The sequence below is a fragment of the Burkholderia glumae LMG 2196 = ATCC 33617 genome (genome assembly GCF_000960995.1).
Classification (GTDB): Bacteria; Pseudomonadota; Gammaproteobacteria; order Burkholderiales; family Burkholderiaceae; genus Burkholderia; species Burkholderia glumae.
Genome location: NZ_CP009435.1, coordinates 1399367 through 1416322 on the forward strand (window position 1 = coordinate 1399367; position 16956 = coordinate 1416322).

The 16956-nt window shown below is 58.7% G+C and carries 15 protein-coding genes, 1 tRNA gene and 1 pseudogene; 6 read left to right on the top strand and 11 right to left on the bottom strand.

The features are described 5' to 3' along the window. Positions 1–13: 13 nt before the first annotated feature. Positions 14–89: transfer RNA gene (locus KS03_RS18985), tRNA-Thr, on the top strand. A gap of 174 nt (positions 90–263) precedes the next feature. Continuing rightward, positions 264–1481: a tyrosine-type recombinase/integrase gene (locus tag KS03_RS18990; protein ID WP_017432925.1), complete on the top strand. Its 1218-nt coding sequence runs from the start codon at positions 264–266 to the stop codon at positions 1479–1481. Positions 1482–2097: 616 nt separating this feature from the next. On the opposite strand, the gene KS03_RS18995 is transcribed toward KS03_RS18990, so the two are convergent. The 9 genes from KS03_RS18995 to KS03_RS31550 form a co-directional block, all read right to left on the bottom strand. Beyond that, a complete protein-coding gene (locus KS03_RS18995) occupies positions 2098–4959 on the bottom strand; it encodes a DUF927 domain-containing protein (RefSeq protein WP_045678878.1) in 2862 nt (953 codons plus the stop codon). Between the two features lie 127 nt (positions 4960–5086). Then, a complete protein-coding gene (locus KS03_RS19000; protein ID WP_004556769.1) occupies positions 5087–5413 on the bottom strand; it encodes a hypothetical protein in 327 nt (108 codons plus the stop codon). Positions 5414–5422: 9 nt separating this feature from the next. Continuing rightward, a complete protein-coding gene (locus tag KS03_RS19005; RefSeq protein ID WP_009962289.1) occupies positions 5423–5770 on the bottom strand; it encodes a hypothetical protein in 348 nt (115 codons plus the stop codon). After that, positions 5763–5975 (bottom strand): hypothetical protein, encoded by a 213-nt coding sequence (locus KS03_RS19010; protein WP_009962292.1) that lies wholly within the window; start codon positions 5973–5975, stop codon positions 5763–5765. Before KS03_RS19010 ends, KS03_RS19005 begins: the two co-directional genes overlap by 8 nt. Further along, positions 5968–6270 (bottom strand): hypothetical protein, encoded by a 303-nt coding sequence (locus KS03_RS19015; protein ID WP_015876770.1) that lies wholly within the window; start codon positions 6268–6270, stop codon positions 5968–5970. The genes KS03_RS19010 and KS03_RS19015 overlap by 8 nt, the downstream gene beginning before the upstream one ends. Next, positions 6263–6439 (bottom strand): hypothetical protein, encoded by a 177-nt coding sequence (locus KS03_RS32325; protein ID WP_017432173.1) that lies wholly within the window; start codon positions 6437–6439, stop codon positions 6263–6265. The genes KS03_RS19015 and KS03_RS32325 overlap by 8 nt, the downstream gene beginning before the upstream one ends. A gap of 327 nt (positions 6440–6766) precedes the next feature. Further along, complete coding sequence (locus tag KS03_RS19020; RefSeq protein ID WP_017432172.1) at positions 6767–7291, bottom strand: hypothetical protein; 525 nt, start codon at positions 7289–7291, stop codon at positions 6767–6769. After that, entirely contained in the window at positions 7288–7530 is a 243-nt protein-coding gene (locus KS03_RS30220; protein WP_230299928.1) for a helix-turn-helix transcriptional regulator, read from the bottom strand. Before KS03_RS30220 ends, KS03_RS19020 begins: the two co-directional genes overlap by 4 nt. A gap of 474 nt (positions 7531–8004) precedes the next feature. Next, the gene (locus tag KS03_RS31550) at positions 8005–10902 is read right to left on the bottom strand and encodes a DEAD/DEAH box helicase (RefSeq protein ID WP_144415948.1); all 2898 of its coding nucleotides are present in this window, start codon (positions 10900–10902) and stop codon (positions 8005–8007) included. A 335-nt stretch (positions 10903–11237) separates the two neighbouring features. On the opposite strand from KS03_RS31550, the gene KS03_RS19030 reads away from it, so the two are divergent. Beyond that, positions 11238–11825 carry a recombinase family protein gene (locus KS03_RS19030; protein ID WP_017432170.1) on the top strand — a complete coding sequence of 196 codons (588 nt, stop codon included), beginning with the start codon at positions 11238–11240 and terminating at the stop codon, positions 11823–11825. Positions 11826–11911: 86 nt separating this feature from the next. Here KS03_RS19030 and KS03_RS19035 read toward each other — a convergent pair whose 3' ends face one another. Together KS03_RS19035 and KS03_RS19040 are read right to left on the bottom strand one after the other, a co-directional pair. Continuing rightward, a complete protein-coding gene (locus KS03_RS19035; RefSeq protein WP_011883089.1) occupies positions 11912–12397 on the bottom strand; it encodes a hypothetical protein in 486 nt (161 codons plus the stop codon). An 11-nt stretch (positions 12398–12408) separates the two neighbouring features. Continuing rightward, entirely contained in the window at positions 12409–13542 is a 1134-nt protein-coding gene (locus tag KS03_RS19040; RefSeq protein WP_017432169.1) for a HigA family addiction module antitoxin, read from the bottom strand. 1046 nt (positions 13543–14588) lie between these two features. Between KS03_RS19040 and KS03_RS32885 the strand changes: the two are divergent. From KS03_RS32885 to KS03_RS19045, 3 genes and pseudogenes are all read left to right on the top strand, one after another. Then, a pseudogene (locus KS03_RS32885) lies at positions 14589–14947 on the top strand (N-acetylmuramidase domain-containing protein). After that, positions 14944–15378 (top strand): hypothetical protein, encoded by a 435-nt coding sequence (locus KS03_RS31555; protein WP_127913971.1) that lies wholly within the window; start codon positions 14944–14946, stop codon positions 15376–15378. The pseudogene KS03_RS32885 and the gene KS03_RS31555 overlap by 4 nt, the downstream one beginning before the upstream one ends. Before the next feature lie 91 nt (positions 15379–15469). Next, on the top strand, positions 15470–16516 hold the full coding sequence (locus KS03_RS19045) for an IS481 family transposase (RefSeq protein WP_012733678.1): 1047 nt from the start codon (positions 15470–15472) through the stop codon (positions 16514–16516). The last annotated feature ends 440 nt before the right edge of the window (positions 16517–16956 follow it).

Here is a 16956-nt window from a genome sequence, read left to right on the forward strand (position 1 = left end):
AATTCGCGGCCATGCCGGCTTAGCTCATCTGGTAGAGCAGTTGATTTGTAATCATCAGGTGGCGGGTTCGAGTCCTGCAGCCGGCACCAAACACTAGTATCAAGTAGTACCGGGAAGTCCCAAAACCCGCGTCCAGCCTAGCGCTGACGCGGGTTTTTTGTTTCTGGAAGTGCCGAGTGGAACCGGGGCATCCCGAAAATTTGGGGGTAAGATTCGGGGTATGACTTCCCGGATTTGGGGGTATGCCGTACCCCCGACGAATAATGAAAACCAAACCTCTTACCGACGCCAAGTGCCGCAACGCTAGATTCGATGAGGCGGGGGGAAACAAACTCTTCGACGGCGGCGGCCTGTATCTCGATCTGCGCTCCAGTGGTTCGAAGAAATGGCGGCTCAAATACCGGTTCAATGGCAAAGAAAACCTGCTGACGTTCGGCGACTATCCCGCGACGTCGCTCGCTGATGCTCGGTCGAGGCGTGACGAAGCGAAGCGGCTGTTAGCGGACGGGAAGAACCCTGCGTTCGAGCGTGACGTCGAGAAGCAGACTCGCGCCATTGCCGCACAGAACACCTTCGAGGCCGTCGCGCTGGAGTGGTACGAGGCGCAGCAAGCGACATGGAGTGCTTCGCACGGGAACCGAGTCAAGAAACAGCTCGATCGCGAGGTGTTTCCCCTGATCGGCCAGCGTCCGATTTCTTCGATCGGCGCACCGGATTTGCTCGCGGTCATTCGACGAATCGAAGGTCGAGAGGCGTTCGAGACTGCGCGCAAGACGTTGCAGACATGCGGCCAAGTCTTTCGCTATGCCGTTGCAACGAGCCGTGCCGAGCGAGATCCGTCGCCGGACCTGCGAGGTGCATTGAAGGCGGTGCCCGTCAAGCATATGGCGCGAGTCGGCGAAAACGAGTTGCCGGAGTTGCTTCGCTCGATCGCTTCCTATGAAGGCGAGCCCGAGACCCGGCTCGCTCTGCGATTCCTGGCATTGACGTTCGTTCGCACCATCGAGCTGCGGCAGGCCGAGTGGACGGAGATCGACTTGGAGCGCCGAGAGTGGCGCATTCCGGCCGAGAAGATGAAGATGCGCCGCGTGCATATCGTGCCGCTCGCCGAGCAGACGATCGCACTGCTTTCCGAGCTGCGCGCGCTGACGGGCCACCGTCGCTGGCTGTTCCCGAACAGCCGTAGACCGTTGCAGCAGATGAGCGAGAACACGATTCTGTACGCTCTATACCGGATGGGCTATCGCAGTCGCATGACCGGGCACGGGTTCCGTGGCCTTGCCTCAACGATCTTGAACGAGAAGGGCTTCAATTCTGACTGGATCGAGCGTCAGCTCGCGCACTCCGAGCAGGACGGTGTGCGGGCGGCATACAACCACGCCGAGTATCTGTCCGAGCGCCATCGCATGATGCAGTGGTGGGCGGACTATCTCGACAAACAGGGTGGGGCGAAGATCATACCAATCGCGGCGGCAAGATAGACCCGTGCCGCCACACGTATGACCCCCTTGTCACGCCCCTCCCACCATTTTCCAGTACTTGGTCAGACGCTACCGACTCCCTGCATTTCGGTATGAATATGACCCCCCTTGGGGTGTCGGGGGTAGAGAAAATACGCGGGTGTGAGCCCCCGCGTCTCTGCCCTAGACGCAGGGTCCCCCGCTTTCCGGCCGCCCCGACACTTGCGGCAGGCGTAACAATGCCGGATCGGGGCGCATCGTGGATGCCCCCCCTTCAAAACACGTTGCTGACGCCCTTCGAATCCCGGAGAGCCTTGTCCCGTCTGGCTTCACGGTCGATGCAGATGATCGAGGCCTGTCCGCTCAATGCAAAACGACTTGGAGATTTGGAGATAAACGGCCGAATCAGCCGCAAAGCCTTATGGGGTAAGGCTTTGCGTGTCTCCAAACGATTTGGAGAACGCTGGAGATACTGGAGATAAACCGGGCTGGATTGTTACGTCTGCGGCAAGATTCGCGGCAGCCGCCCGCCCGGTTCCGTCTGGAGCGGATCGCTCAAAGTAACTTTGACGCACGGGCCAAAAATGCCGCGCAAAGGAATGCCCGCCACCGCCCTCCCGGACGGCGGCGGTGCATTTCACAGCTCAAGCGTGAAGATGGACGGCAACACGCGGTAGACCATGAATTTCCCGTGACCGGGGATGTACTCCTGCCGGTATGGATAGCCGTCGCTACGTGGCATCAGCACGCCGCGCTTCATCAATGCCTTGGCGACGATCTTGTGATCGGAGCCGGCGCACACGTCCTTGCGAAACACGGCCGCTTCGATCAGGTATTCCGTCTCGACGCTTTCGGCATCGTCGGCGCTCATCTTGCCGCCGAACTCGGCGTAATACTCCCGATCGGAGGCGATGGGCGTGCGGCGCTCGTCGCGCTTCACGTGCTGCTTGAAGCCCGCTCGATGCGGCACGTTCGGCCGATGGTCGTCCTGTGCCCGGTTCATCCACACGAAACGGTTGTCGCCGTGCGCGGCGAGGAAATGCTGTACCTGCCGCACGGCTTCGGCCTCGTCCGAGTTTCCCGTGCCGCCGCGTAGTTCGAGCCAGCCTTCGAAGCAGCGACGCGCGGCCTCGACCGCTTCGCCCTCCGGCCAGCCGGTTAGCCCGTGCGCCGTCGCCAGCTCGCCGGCCACCGCAACGAGGCAGAACCGCTTGGCGACGCGTGCGACCTGCGAATGCGAGCCGTCCGGCACCCATTGCCCGACCAGCTCGTCGACGCGCACACGCAGATGCTCGGCCAGCTCGCCGGCCTGCGACGACGCCCACTCGATGAACGCGGGGCCGGCCGTGCCGTAGTGCATGCCGGCGTGCCGCTCTAGATGCTCGATCAGTGCGGCCGGCGTCGGGAAGCCGTGCAGCTTCTCCACGACGCCCATTTCGCCGACCTCGGCCGGGATCGCGGGCAAGCGAACCTCGATACCGCCCTTCATCGGCTTGTTTCCCTCGGCCATCAACGCGGCCACGCTCTTTTCGCCGTTCGACAGGAACAGCAGCCGCCACGTGAGCACGGGCTTGGCCGAGCCGCTACGCGACGCGCGAGCCTTGCCCGACTCGTTCGCAAGCATGTAGATCACATCGCCGACCAAGCGCGGCTCGACCTGTCCGATTTCATCGAGGATCAGCAGCGCATCGCTATGCTGCGTGGCGACAGCTTCGAGCGCGTTGTCGGTTGCTTTCCAGCTCCGCACGTAGTCCGGCGAGCCGAACACGGATGCGGCGATGACGCCGCCCGTCGACTTGCCCTTGGACGTCGTGCCGAGCAGGTGAAAGCCGCCCGACTGAAGCCCGGAGAAGTGCAGCAACGGACCAGCGAAGGCGGTAGCGACGCAGAACAGCAGCCGGCTATTGCCGACGCAGTAGGCCGCGACCTCGCGCTGCCAGTCGTCCAGCGTGCCACGCTCCTTGAACTGGCTCTGGATCGGCGTATCGGCCTGATAGATCAGCGCCTCTTTGCCGGTGCCAATCACGCGATCGGGCAGCACGAACGCGCCGTGATGCCAGCCGACGCGCGGCACGCAGCGCACTCGCTCGTCCGGCTGCGCCATCTGCACATAGTTCGCGATCTGCGTGCGGGCGATCTGCGTGACGCCGAGCTTCACGCCCATATCGAGCAGCATCCGGCGCAGCTCCGTGCCGTCGCCGGCAAAGAGCCCCGCCGGCACCGCCCACCGTTTCAGGATGCCGTCGCGATCCGTGAATTCGAGCAGGTAGCCCCACTCGCTGTTCATCTCGTTGCGCGTCTCCGCGATCACGTCGATTCGCGTACTGACCCAATGCGGCGGGAGCGGATCGCCCTGATTGTTGAAGCCGTGAAACCACACGCCCTTGTCGTCGACGACGAACCGCGACTTGCCGTCCTGCGCACGGGCTGTTTTCGGGCGCTTGGCGGGCTTCGCGGCGGCTGGAGCGGCCTTGCCCTTGCTAGCGTCAGCCGAGCCGGCCGGCGCGAGCGTAGCCCGCACGGCGGCGGCCACCGCCTCCGGGCCGACGTGCGCAGCCAGGTCGTTGAAGTCCGTCCCGGCCGCTGTACGGTTCGGACCGAAGTCCGGCACCGCGACGATGCCGGCGACGGCTTCGGCCGCCGCGCGGGCCTTCGTCACGCCCGGATTGCCCTTCGTAGTGTGATCGTCGTCGGCGCACACGACGATGCGGGCGTCCGGATACTGCCCGCGTAGCGCCGTCGCGACCGCGTGCAGGTTGCCGGCGTCGAACGCGACAGCGGCCGGATAGCCGGTCGCGGCCGCAAGCGTCGCGCACGTGGCGTAACCCTCGCCAATCAGCAACGTCGACGGCGCGGAAGATAGCAGGCCGCCGATCAACGAGAAGCAGCCCGCCTTGCGGCCGTTCGGCAGATAGCGCTTCTGGCCGTCCGTCAGGACGAATTCAAGCGTCCACAGCTTCCCGTCCGCGTCACGGGCCGGGATGACGAGTGCGCCGTCGCAAGCGGCCGTGCCGATGCACAAGCCGCCGCGATAGACGCGCAGCGCGTCGACCGGGATGCGCTTGCGAACGAGATACGGGTGATCGGCCGGCGCAGGCTCGGCCGCCGACCAGATCGATTCGGCGAGCGCCGACGCGGCTTGCTGCTTCTCGGTCAGTTCAGCCAGCTCGGCCGCTTCGCGGGCCGCGCGCTCGGCTTTCTGCCGCTCGCGCTCCGCTGGATCGACCGGCTTCGCCCGATGCGCACGCGGATCGAAGCCGCCGACCTTAGCGAGATGAAACAGCGTGTTGATGGTGATCTTGCCGCCCTTGAACGACTTCCACACATCGCGCGCGTCCTTGCCGTTGTAGTTCTGCGCGCCTTGGCTCCATTCGTTCCAGAGGGCGAAGCCCTCCTCGCCAAACTCGGCCTTGAGCGCCATCCCCACCTGACGCCACGTGTCGCGGTCGTCAGGCGGAACATAGCCGAGCGCGACTCTCGCCCGCTCGAATTCGGACATGGGTGCGTTACTCATAGGTTCCCACTGGACGCGCGTCGGCAGGCTCCCGATTAGTAGTCCATATCGGGCATGCAGCTACTCGACGCGCGAAGAGTTGAATGATGCGACGATGTCTAGCGGCGGAGTGTCAGCCGGCCGCGCGAGGCACCGACAGAACCGCACCGCCGGCCGTGACGTCGTTGCTGTAGACGTAGCGGCCGAGCCGCGACTCGCCAAGGGCGTCGTTCGCCGCCTCCAGCGCCGCGCCGATCGACGGCAGGGACGCGCGGAACAGGCTCAGCACAAGCCAGTAGTCGTCATCGGACATGGCCTTGTCGGCCGCCCAATGCAGGCTGTCCAGCAGCTCCATTGCATCGCTGATCCGCGTGCCGATGCGGTTGCGGTCGGGACGATTCACCTCGGCCACGAAGTGCGACGCGAGCGGTTGCACGGCATTCTTGTTCGTCTTTGCCATGGCCGCCCCTCAGTGCGTCGTGCGCGGTTCGCGCGTGACGAGGCCGAGCGCCGCGAACAGGTGCTGTTGCACGCGCCCCATCAGGCCGGCCGCGAACGCTTGGCGGCTGATCGTCAGGCGATGCGCGTCGACGTCGCCTGCGTCCTGCATGGCGGCTTCCATGCCGCGCGCGAACGCGGCGGCCTGATGCGCCGCATAGTCGTGCAGCCGCACGTCACCTTTCAGGTCGAGCCACGCGTCAGCGCAGATCGCACCCAGGTCGACGGCGAATTGCAGCTCGATCGGAGCGCCGGTATCGAGCGGCGGCGCATTATCGAATCCATTGATAACCGCGGTTCGGATGCGCTGATCAGTCATGGCACACCTCCGGCTGCGCGGTACGGCGCATTTCGGCCGAGTACCGACTCGCAACGCCTTGCCCCATGTCGACGAGCGAGCGCTCGTAGGTGTCCTCCGGAAGATGCGCACGGACGGCATCGAACAGCGCTTCGAGATGGGCGAACTGATGGGCCGCACACATGGCGATCATCTTGACTTCGTTCGGCAGGCGGAATTCAGACATGGCGCACCTCCAGGATCGACGCGAGGAGTTGCCGGACGTCGATCGTGCAATCCTGCTCCGCTTCGCCGCGAATCGGTGTGAGGTTCCAGTCATGCACGGCAGCATGCGTGAATTCGCCAAACCGCCGATCGTAGGCGCTGCGCCCCGCGACGGGGCCGCCCAAGATCCGCACGCGCCAATCGTGATCGGGCGTCGGGGAAGCCGATGCCACCTCAACCAGCATGCCAATGCGTGAGCGCGCATCGCATTGTGTGACGATCGCCAGATCGCCAATCTTGCAGCGCAGCTCAGCCATGGCGTACCTCCGCACGAACGAGCGCCGCGATCGCTGCCAGTGCCGCGCCGGTTGCATCGAGGGCGTCTTGATACGTGCTGGCGGTTGCCGCGTCGCGCAATGCTGCGCGGACGATGGATTGAATGAGGTGGGATTGCTGCCCGGTACGGGCGTGCGTGGACTGGCGCATTGGGTGCGACCTCCTTTTGCTGGGTTCGGAACCCGGCCCCCAACGCCAATTGGGGTGGCCGAGCACATGACGGAGTTGGCGTACCGGCGCAAAAGGAAACCGGCGTGCCCGAAGGCACCCCCACCAAGGCCCGACCATTGAAGGCGCTTAGCGTGCGGACGTAAAAAAACCGCGCTGCGGCGGTTGTCCGCCTTTTGCATGTTCCGGACGCCAATCCGGGTCGCTGTTGTCTCAGCGACGCGCACAGAATACCGCGCGATGCTGGACGACGCAAATCGCGACGCCCTCGCCGTGTATTACCTAGTGCAAAGCGACTTTGGGCGAGCATCAGGCGGCCTCCCCCTTGAGCACAGCGATCGCCAGCTTGAGCTGCTCGATATCCAGTCGCGAGCTGGCCTGCGCCAGTGATTGGCCGAGCGCGACGCCCCGCAGCAGGGCGCTAACTTGCAAGCGGCGCGTCCCGTCCGTGCACTGCGCATCGATGTCGTTGTAAAGCGCACGATAGGCTTTCCGCAACTGTCGATACTGCCAACGACGATAGTTCGCCGAATCCTGTTCAGCAGCGGCGATCGCCTGGACGAACTTCTCGCAGGCGGTGCCAAGTTGCTTTGTCGTCAGGCGCGGGGCTTCGAGCGCGAGCGTCGAGGCGAGCGTGACGGCGATCGCAACCAGCTTGCCGGTGTCGTCCCCACGGTTCCAGAAGCAACCCTCGATGTCATCGAGGATTCCGGCGAGCTTGCGGAGTCGGGCGTCGCGGCAACGCACGAACGCGGCGTCGCGCGCCGTGACGGCCGCGCCCATCGAGCGACCATACGGGCCGCCGCGACTGATCAGCGGGGCATGCGCGCTCATGCTTGCCCCCGTGTGGACTGACGGGATTCGACCCATTGCTGGACGTCGGTCGCGCGCCAGCCGACGCTACGAGCCCCTAACTGGACCGGCGCTGGAAACTTGCCTTCACGAATCCAGCGATACAGCGTTGTTTTCTTGACGCCGACACAATCCAGCACACCAATAAGTCGAAGAATCTTAAGAGCCATTTTCTGTTCAGAAATGGCCTGTTCAGCAAAAAAAGAGGAAAGCGGCAGCAATAAACCGCGCCGTACTATCAAAGTACGGGCGCAATGAAGTTCGCGGAAGACGCACAAAGTAACTTTGCAAAGTTACTTTGCACGGCGCGCCGCGCGCGGTATCATCCGTCCTAACAAGAGCTATGCGTTTCCTAGGCGCGGTGGCTCTTGTAGTTCCTCCAATTATGGAACAGGCAGCCAAGCCAAAAAACGCCGGTAGGTTGCGTTGGTAGCGCACCTCCGGCACCCCGCCTTGCCACTGCAGCGAAGCCGGCTCAATATGAGCGTGCTTTTGTCACTGCTTTCCTTTACTAACCGATCGCAAGATTTTCTGGACCTGCGTTCGCGTAAGTGCCGACAAGTATCGCAATTATATCGAAAGGTCTGCCCCCATAAAAGGGGGTATCGCGGGATTCGAGTATTCGGAGTACATCGAGAGGGAAGGCAGGGAGTCACCCTGGCGAGTGACCCTTGCCCAAAGTTACTTTGCTGTATTTACGAGTACGATTTAAATGGCAAATCTTCCGCTTTTGCCTGCCCTGGGGTTGCCAACCACTGCCACAATTGATCTTGTGTAAGGTTACCTTCGCAGATTCGCAATAGTGCTTCGCCAAGATCGTGACTCTCAACGACACTTAATCGACCGCAAGAATTGATAACGCTCGGCACGCTTGGATCGACTCCCGGGTGACATAGCGTCACGCAGAATGTTCCTTTATATCCATGAACTTCCGAAGCTGCCAGAACCTCAACCGCCGAGTTGTAGTCAACAAGCTTGTCATTTGTCTTGGACTTGAGTTCCACAATAATGTCAGGAGATCCGGATAAACGCAGCAGATAGTCAGGCGCCCCTGTGATGCCTTTGTCGTCAAGACGTTGGAAGTCGATTTTTAGCAAGCTGAGTACAGATTCAAATGCAGTCTCAAACGCAGTGCCGCGGGCCGAATAGTACGCGTTGACATGTTGTGAATGAGGGCATTTTTTTGCACGAACCGCATGACGTTCAGCTGTTCGTTGCCGCTGCTGCTTTTTCCATTCGCGAGCCGTGTCTCGTAGCCAATTCGCCTTTGCCTGCGGCGATGGCCGCGCCTTTTCAAATGCTTGAATGCGAATCTTATCTGCTTGCGGTTCGCCCAGCATTAGCTGGTCTAGTGAAGTAAAGCCACGCAATCGAAGCGAAAGTATCTCGGTGCGGGTTAGCGAAAAATCTGCCCCTCGCATATTAAGCCAAGTCATCCATATTACATCGTCGGGCAAGCCTTCCGAAATTCGAATCGCTAGTCGTCGCAAATATCGGGGAAGCTTTCTCAAGTTTGCGAGATCGCCATCCGGGATGGATAAATAAGAGGGGCGAGTGGCGCCGCTCGTTCTAATATCAGTCGCTGCCTCTATTATTGCGGCTACTCCTTGTAAGATCCAGGAGACATTTCCGAACATTTCCCGTAGCTGCCCGGCACTCAATGTTAGGAAGAGATTTTCCAAATCCCTGAGGGTCGCGCCGTTTATCCAGTCAAGCGTGATTTTTGTCGCATTAATTGGATCTGGATCGGCTTGCCAAGTCGGCTCAATTAGCTCCGAGCTATAAGAGTCGGCGTCTATCAGCATTCCGCTTCCTAGTTGATATGGCAAAAATCTCGTCCTCTTTTCGCGTCTGCCACCTCTGAACTCCGGTGAACTAAAGCACATCGCGATAGATAAAAAGGCGAGCCTGTTAGGGTCGCCGGTATTAAGATGGGTCGGCAAATAATTTGACAGCGCTGCGGCATGCCTCGCCAGATGTTGTGCGACGACAATGCCGGTCTCTGGTAGTAGGCCGGAATGCGCGATCGCTTTGCCCAGTTGCGTGGCAACGAGGCGTCCCAGTGTTGATTCAATTAGCAAGCGCTCGTTTACGAGAAAGTTTACCGATTCATTTAGTATCGGCGACCATTTCTCAAATGCACTCGTGTTCCGATCTTGTTCTCGAAGACCACTTAATGTTGATTTGACAAGAGTGTCTACCTCGGATCGCGAGGTGCATAGTCCTGAGGCAACGAGTTGCAATGCAAGTTGATCAAAGCGGGTTGGATTAATTCTTGATGTTAGTGGCGGTAAGCTGCCAAGGTCTAGATAATGACTGGATGCCCTGGCCTTTTGCTCGCGATCCGCTATGTAAACTACTCGACCATAATCGTGCTCAAATCCCATTCGCCCGACTCGACCGGCCATGTTGTGAAACTCTGACGCCGGAATCGGCTCATACATTCTCTTATCACTGTTCCAGCGCTCCCACGAAATAATGGCGGCCCCCAACGGAAAGTTGACGCCTGCCGCTAAAGTCGTCGTTGCGAATACGACATCGAGCTTTCCTTCGGATAAGTGACTCTCGATAACCTCACGCTCTTCTTCCGTGAGGTCAGCGCTGTGAACAGCGAATCGATGCGGTAAATATTTTGCCAAGAGAGAAGTCGCTGACGTTGCCGGCAAAGCGTCAAATGCAAGCGACAGCTGACCGGTCGCCCCTCCTGAGAGCGCAGTGTAATGGTTGTCTGCTAGTTCGTACGTTTGCTTTCGGCTAGAGCAGAAAACTATAATTGGGCTTGGTGCGGGCGTTTGGCCCAGTAAGGTTTTTAGAACGCTTGCTATATCGAGCCGCACCCCGGCAGCGTGCGCCGTACGAACAATATTGTCAGGTGCCCCTGTTGCAACAGAATGAATGCCATCATTGGCCCAGCATTCGTAACGTAATTGTTTTTCGCGCCGCATCTCCATAACAAGCGAGACACCGAGCCATTGCGCAAGCTCCTGCGCATCTCGGGTTTCCAGGACAGCAGAGAGGCCAACGAACTGCCGCCACCCGGCATTGCGCATAAGAGTCAGAAGGACTTCAACGTTTTGGCCGCGATTTTCGTCCCCAATAAGTTGAATCTCGTCACATACAACCACCGTTGATCGCATGTCGGTTGGGACGCCACTTGCAGATAGCAACGCCAGATATTTTTCGTAAGTGGCAACAACGAGAGGTGCTTGGAGAGGGTTACGGGGAATGCTCCCATCGGCCGCTTCGATAGAATCTCCCGTTGCAATGACTAGCGATGTCAAATCGCCGTTGAGATGGCTATCAATTAATGTCGAACGAAAATCGTCAAATTTTTGTTTGGCCAGCGCCCGATGCGTCAATAAATAAACGGTCCGACAATTTTTCTCAAGGCCATTCGCGATCGCCCATATGGCAATTTGGGTTTTTCCTGTAGATGTTGGCGAAACGACAAGTACACTCTCCCCTCGACCCACTCCCGCCTTCAGCGCTGAAAACTGAGCATCTGTAAGCGAATAATCGTCCCCTTCTTTGAATACGAGTTTTTCTACTGTTTGATCCGATAACCCGTGTTCATCCGGCAGTTCGTATTTCATCTTGGTCCCCGTCACTCTAAAGTGCGTTGGTGTAAGCCCATGGCGTTTACGGGCGTTTTTGTTCGCCGATATTTACACTATTAGACATTGATGCCGTCGTCAATATTTTGAGCTAGGCACGACCAAGTGTCTGTCGAATACGGGACAGATACTCTATCCACCTCCTTGCTTTGCCCTCGCGAAGCAGTTGTCCGTCATCGTGATCGAGGCATTGAATATGTCCGAAACCGATCCTTTTCGGACATATGGCGTAGCCATGTCCAAAAATAAGCCTTTCGTATTTTCGTACATGCGATATGATTCGGACATCCTTTTTGAACACATTGGGGCATGGCATGTCACGGACCTTCGCATACGCGCGCGTCAGCACGGCGGACCAGACGGCTGCTAATCAAATTCGCGAGATCGAGGCAGCCGGCTTTTCCGTCGACAAGCGCAGGGTCGTGACGGAAAGTATCTCCGGTAGCGTCAGCGCGAACCAGCGGCCCGGTTTTTTGAAGTTGCTCGACAAGATGGAAGAGGGGGACGTGTTGATCGTCACCAAGCTTGACCGGCTTGGGCGGAACGCGATGGACGTGCGCACGACGGTCGAAGAACTTTCGAATCGAGGCGTTCGTATCCACTGCCTTGCACTTGGTGGTGTTGACCTTGCGAGCGCGGCCGGCCGTATGACGATGCAAGTTCTAAATGCAGTCGCCGAGTTCGAGCGTGATTTGCTCATTGAACGGACCAATTCAGGGCTTGCGAGGGCGAAGGCGGACGGTAAGCGGATGGGGCGGCCATCGGCTCTGTCTGAGGCGCAGAAATCAGATGCGTTGCGCCGTCTTGGGATGGGCGAGAGTATCGCGGCAATCGCTCGGCAGCTTGGAACGAGCCGCCAGACGATTATGCGTATTCGCGGTGCCGCCGAGCAGGCGACTTGATGCCAGGACGCGGGTGCAGCGCGTAGAAACAAGCTGACCGCCTTAAGGCGGTCAGAGCTGGGAGCAGCCGATTCCGAAAGTATGGACTAAGCGGCTTTCTGATCTTCGTCGGGCGGTGCGTTCCGGCGCAACATGACGTCAAATTCAAAGTCGAGCGGGATCTGAATGGGTTCGTCCGTTGCATGCACACGATTCCAGTGATCTGCATCGTCGACCAGAGAGACCGCGTCGCCGACCATCTGTTCACGCCGTTGCATTAGCCCCTTGTGTGCCACGTGACGCGGCGCATCGTCCAGCGTGTGCCACAACGTCAATTGGTCCTTCCCGCTACGTTGTGTAACCGCGAAATTGACGCGGTACGGCCTACCCGTTTCATCGTCGACGGCAGTTTCTTCGCGCGCAGCAGCGGAGAGTTTTTCCGCCAACAATGCCTCAGGCGTCTTAGGCGTTGGCGGTGTGACTCCCTTGCTAATAGCGAAACGAGCTACCTCATGCATATCGACTGATTGTTCGCCGGTCTCTTCCCGATACCAACGAATGATGGCTTGATATTGCTGTGCACGCGTCTGCATGTGAATTCCTTTCAAATGCCCACCGGTGCTACGTCTCCCCAACCGTCCACAGCAGCCCCCGGCGTGACCACGGAACGAACCTTCACCAAGTGGTCGCGAAATCTATCGTAACGACCAGTTCGGTGTTGCAACTGCCCGGCGACAAGGCCGGGGTGAATCTTTAAGGCAGCGGCCAAGCTGCGAATATCTCGTTCAGCGAAAAAAGGTGCTTTGCGAGCAATAAACGCATCCATGGACTTCGCTGGTACACAGAACTCGGAGGCCGCAAGATTGGCCTGCCTTTCCTGTTCGGGAATGTCTGGCCCAGCGCCTGCCTTGCTTCCCTCCAACTCGGCGTCGATCTCGATTCGATCTTTGCCATGCCCCCTCAGAACATGCTCAAGCTCATGTCGCAGGACAAACCAAAAATTGTCAATTCGGTCGTGCCGAAACGACATGCCGATAACCGGCGACTGATCGTCCAGCCAAAAGCAAACCCCGTCGATCTTCGCGCTCGGCAGCGATTCCACTATGACAAACCGAATTCCTGCCTCGGCGAGAATGCGTGGAACCTTTCGGGTTTCTTCGACCGAAAGCACAAGCTGTTTGAGTCGATCAATCGCACGGCGTACGCCAAAGACCGAGAACTGGCCGACGAGAAGCTCGCTTGCGATTTGACGAACGCGGTACAGCCAAGCAAGTTGGGCCGGAGTCGTATCCCCGCCGACTGCTGTTTTCTTTGCTGCGTGCGGCAAAAATTCAATGTCGTTGACCGTAGGAACGCCAAAGAACTTTGCCAAGGAACTTTCGACCGCCGGGATGTCCTTGACGTCTGTTGCGTCCAGCCAGCGGCGTTTAATCATTTCGGCGACCGGCAAACCACGAAACACCTCGGCGCGTGTTGCTCTTCCCGGGTCCGGGCGTGAGACCAAGCGGGCGCGGGCGAGGTCGTAGTCTTTCTGAAGGGAAAGGAACTCTTCCGCTGGAACCTCAAACACCTCCTCCAGTACGATCGCGATCTCAGCAGAGACGGCCTGTTTGCCGGAGATAAGCTTGTTCGTCGTCGACTCGCTAATGTCTAGTACGGCTGCGAGTAGCCGTTGCGTCCATCCGCGTTCGGCGAGCAGGGCTTCAATGAGTTGTCCGGGCGTCTTGTAGTCGATCATGGTGGGCCCATTCTAGCGAAATTTCTAAATTTCGCAAGCACATATGTATATATATACAGTGTAATTTCGGAAATTATCGTGAGGCATGTGCACGAAATGCCCAATTTTGTGGGGCGGGATCCGAAATTCAGCGAGTGGACCGCATCAAGGAGATGTCGGCAGCGCGGGGGCGGTGGCGCGGCGGGACAGCTTTGCGCGCTGGGCTCCAGATGAGAGCAACGTTCTCTGCTCAGATCACTAGGGAGGCTATCTCCAAGTCTGTCTCCAAGAAATGTGGTCATTTGGAGATACACTTGGAGATAGTCGAAGGCTTACCCGGTAAGGACTTTCCGCGATTTTGGGCGTTTATCTCCAGATCTCCAGCGGTTTTCATTCTTGCGCCGCTTGCCGCCAGTGCCGGGGTGCAGAGGTAATTCGGAACGCCTGTGGAGTGTGGGGGTGCGTTTGGGGGTTCGCTAGTTGGTCGTGTGATTTTTTGTTAAATAAAATCAATGACTTGGCGGATTATTGTTGATCCTGCAGCCGACCATATCCAGCAAGGAGTTACGCAATATTTGCGTAGCCCCTTCGCGTTTCCAATACCCCTCACGTTTCTCATGCAGGTCAGCGATACTGCCAACGGGCCACGGTGCCGTGTATGTTTCTTGCGGCCGTGGCGCTCTTTGCCCCGCCACTCGTTGCTCCGCCTCTAACCCCTTGTCGAGCGTTCGGTGCGTCGGGCCGCCCGCAGGCCGCGGAGTTGATCGATGCCGACTAGCTCGCATGGTGTCGAAACGCGAACGCAGCTTACCTTTCGTCCAACGGTAACCCGGCCGGACGCGATGCTGCGGCCTGGTGTATCCCCGTTGTCGAAATCGAAACTGTCTCGACGGATGCGAGCGGCCATGCCATCGCGCCTAAAGACGCCATATCGATTACGACCTCGGTTTACGGCCCCGTTCACACGTTCATCGAGCATCTGGTGTCCGGTGCGCCCCCCGCGAAATGAACTGCTGTCTGATGCACTTGGCCAGCAAGCAATATGGAAATTCTCAGCATAACTGAAGATGCACCGACCTATACCGGCGCTTGCGCAAAGCTATCGGCTTGACTCGTCGGCAGCTCTGAAGTCATGCACATGGTGCGCATTTCAAATCCTGGGCACCAATTACTCGATGGCGGGCTATGGCAGTGGCGAGAAGACGGTGCGCGATATGTCAAAATCGGAGCGGCCCATCTGAAGGCTTTCATGGCGGTCGTGAAGGCGGGTTCGGCTTTCGCGAGCACAGTCAAGGATGAGAATTTCGCCGCGTTCGCCAAGAGCTGCAACGGCCCGGCGTACTATGACAACAACAACGACGGCAAGATGAAGATCAATTTCAAAAAATTCGAAAAAGCTGATGCAGCAACGAAAGAGGCGAAATGAAACGGATCGGCTTGGCAGTGATCGCTGCGCTCGCGTTGTCGATCAGTACGGCAGCGCAAGCCGATCAGCTTCGATCGGGTGTCTATGCCTTGCGTAGCGTTCCCGGCGCGCAACTGGACTATCGAAAGCTTTACCTTGCTGTCGACAACGGTCACATCACAGGTTTCTTCGACAATCCGTCCACCGCGCCAGCCGCCAATCATCCGGATCGGGATCCGACTTGCCGCTTTCTGTTGAAGAGCACGTCGGTGGCGAGGAACGAAGTGGATTTCGCCACGCAATTTGGTGGAGCTCAGGGCCAACCGATTTCGGTGTCGTCGAATGCGAAAGGCGTGTGGTCGGTACGCGTGCATGGCGATCTGCCGAACTGCGATGTTCCTACGATCTCTACCGGAGATGCGCTGACGTGTAGAAGTTCAGACTTGATCTGACAGTAAGGCCTTGCCAAGAGGCGGGGTTACCCGTTTTGATAGAGGTGCGAATCTTCATCAAAACAGCGCGCAAGCGCCAAGGAGTAACCCCGTGAGTAGTCTCAACCAAAACGTTATCCGCCACAAGATCGGTCTGCTGAATCTGGCCGCCGAGCTCGGTAACGTGTCGAAAGCCTGCAAGGTGATGGGGCTGTCGCGCGATACGTTCTACCGCTATCAGAATGCCGTGACCGAGGGCGGCGTCGATGCCCTGTTCGACAGCAATCGGCGCAAGCCGAATCCCAAGAATCGCGTCGAAGAGTCAACGGAAATCGCCGTTCTGGCCTATGCCATGGAGCAGCCGGCCCACGGACAGGTTCGGGTCAGCAACGAATTACGCCGGCGCGGCATTTTCGTGTCTGCATCCGGCGTTCGTTCGATCTGGCTGCGTCACGAATTGTCGTCCTTCAAGCTGAGGCTCGTGGCGCTGGAGAATCAGGTCGCTGAAAAAGGCATCGTGCTGAGCGACGATCAGGTGGCCGCGCTGGAAAGAAAGCAGGACGACGATGTGGCTCATGGCGAAATCGAAACCGCTCACCCCGGCTATCTGGGCTCGCAGGACACGTTCTACGTGGGCACGATCAAGGGCGTAGGCCGGATTTACCAGCAGACCTTCGTCGACACCTACAGCAAAGTGGCGATGGCCAAGCTGTACACGACCAAGACACCGATCACGGCGGCCGATCTGCTCAATGACCGGGTGCTGCCGTTCTTCGAGGAGCACGGCATGGGTGTGATCCGCATGCTGACCGATCAAGGCACGGAGTATTGCGGCAAGCCGGAATCGCACGATTATCAGCTGTACCTGGCGCTGAACGACATCGAGCACACCAAAACCAAGGCGCGACATCCGCAGACCAATGGCATCTGCGAGCGGTTCCATAAAACCATCCTGCAGGAGTTTTATCAGGTCGCGTTCCGCCACAAGCTCTATCTGACGCTGGTGGAACTGCAGGTCGATCTCGATACTTGGCTGATGTACTACAACGGCGAGCGAACGCATCAAGGTAAGATGTGTTGTGGTCGCACGCCTTTGCAAACGCTCATCGCGGGCAAGGAGGTGTGGAAGGAGAAAGTGAGCCACCTGAATCTGATCTGACAGTCACGCACCGTCGGAACGGGTAACTGTCAGATCGGGTCGCGACTTCTACAGCTGACGTTCAGTGCTGAGCGCGCTTGGATCGGTTTCGCCACGGTTGCTAGTCAACGGGCGCGCTTGTACGCCAAGCCCGAGGCTCCGGCGGCCACCAGGGCTTATTTGGTCAAGGACGATGTGGCTGCGGTGCTCGCACGAAAAGGGGATTGGGTGCGAGTCGATTATTTTTTCCGCGGCACCGACCTGATACGCTGGATCAGGCGCTCCGATTTACGGACGGAGTGATCGAACTCGCCCCGCCGCGATTTCGAAGCGATTCATATTTCCCGGTATTCGCCGTTGGATTTGCTTTTAACTTGAATTGAATAGATCAAATACTATTGAGTAGTCCGACGCTTTCGAGCCCGATCCGGTCGTCGGGAGATTGGGCATGAAACAACGAT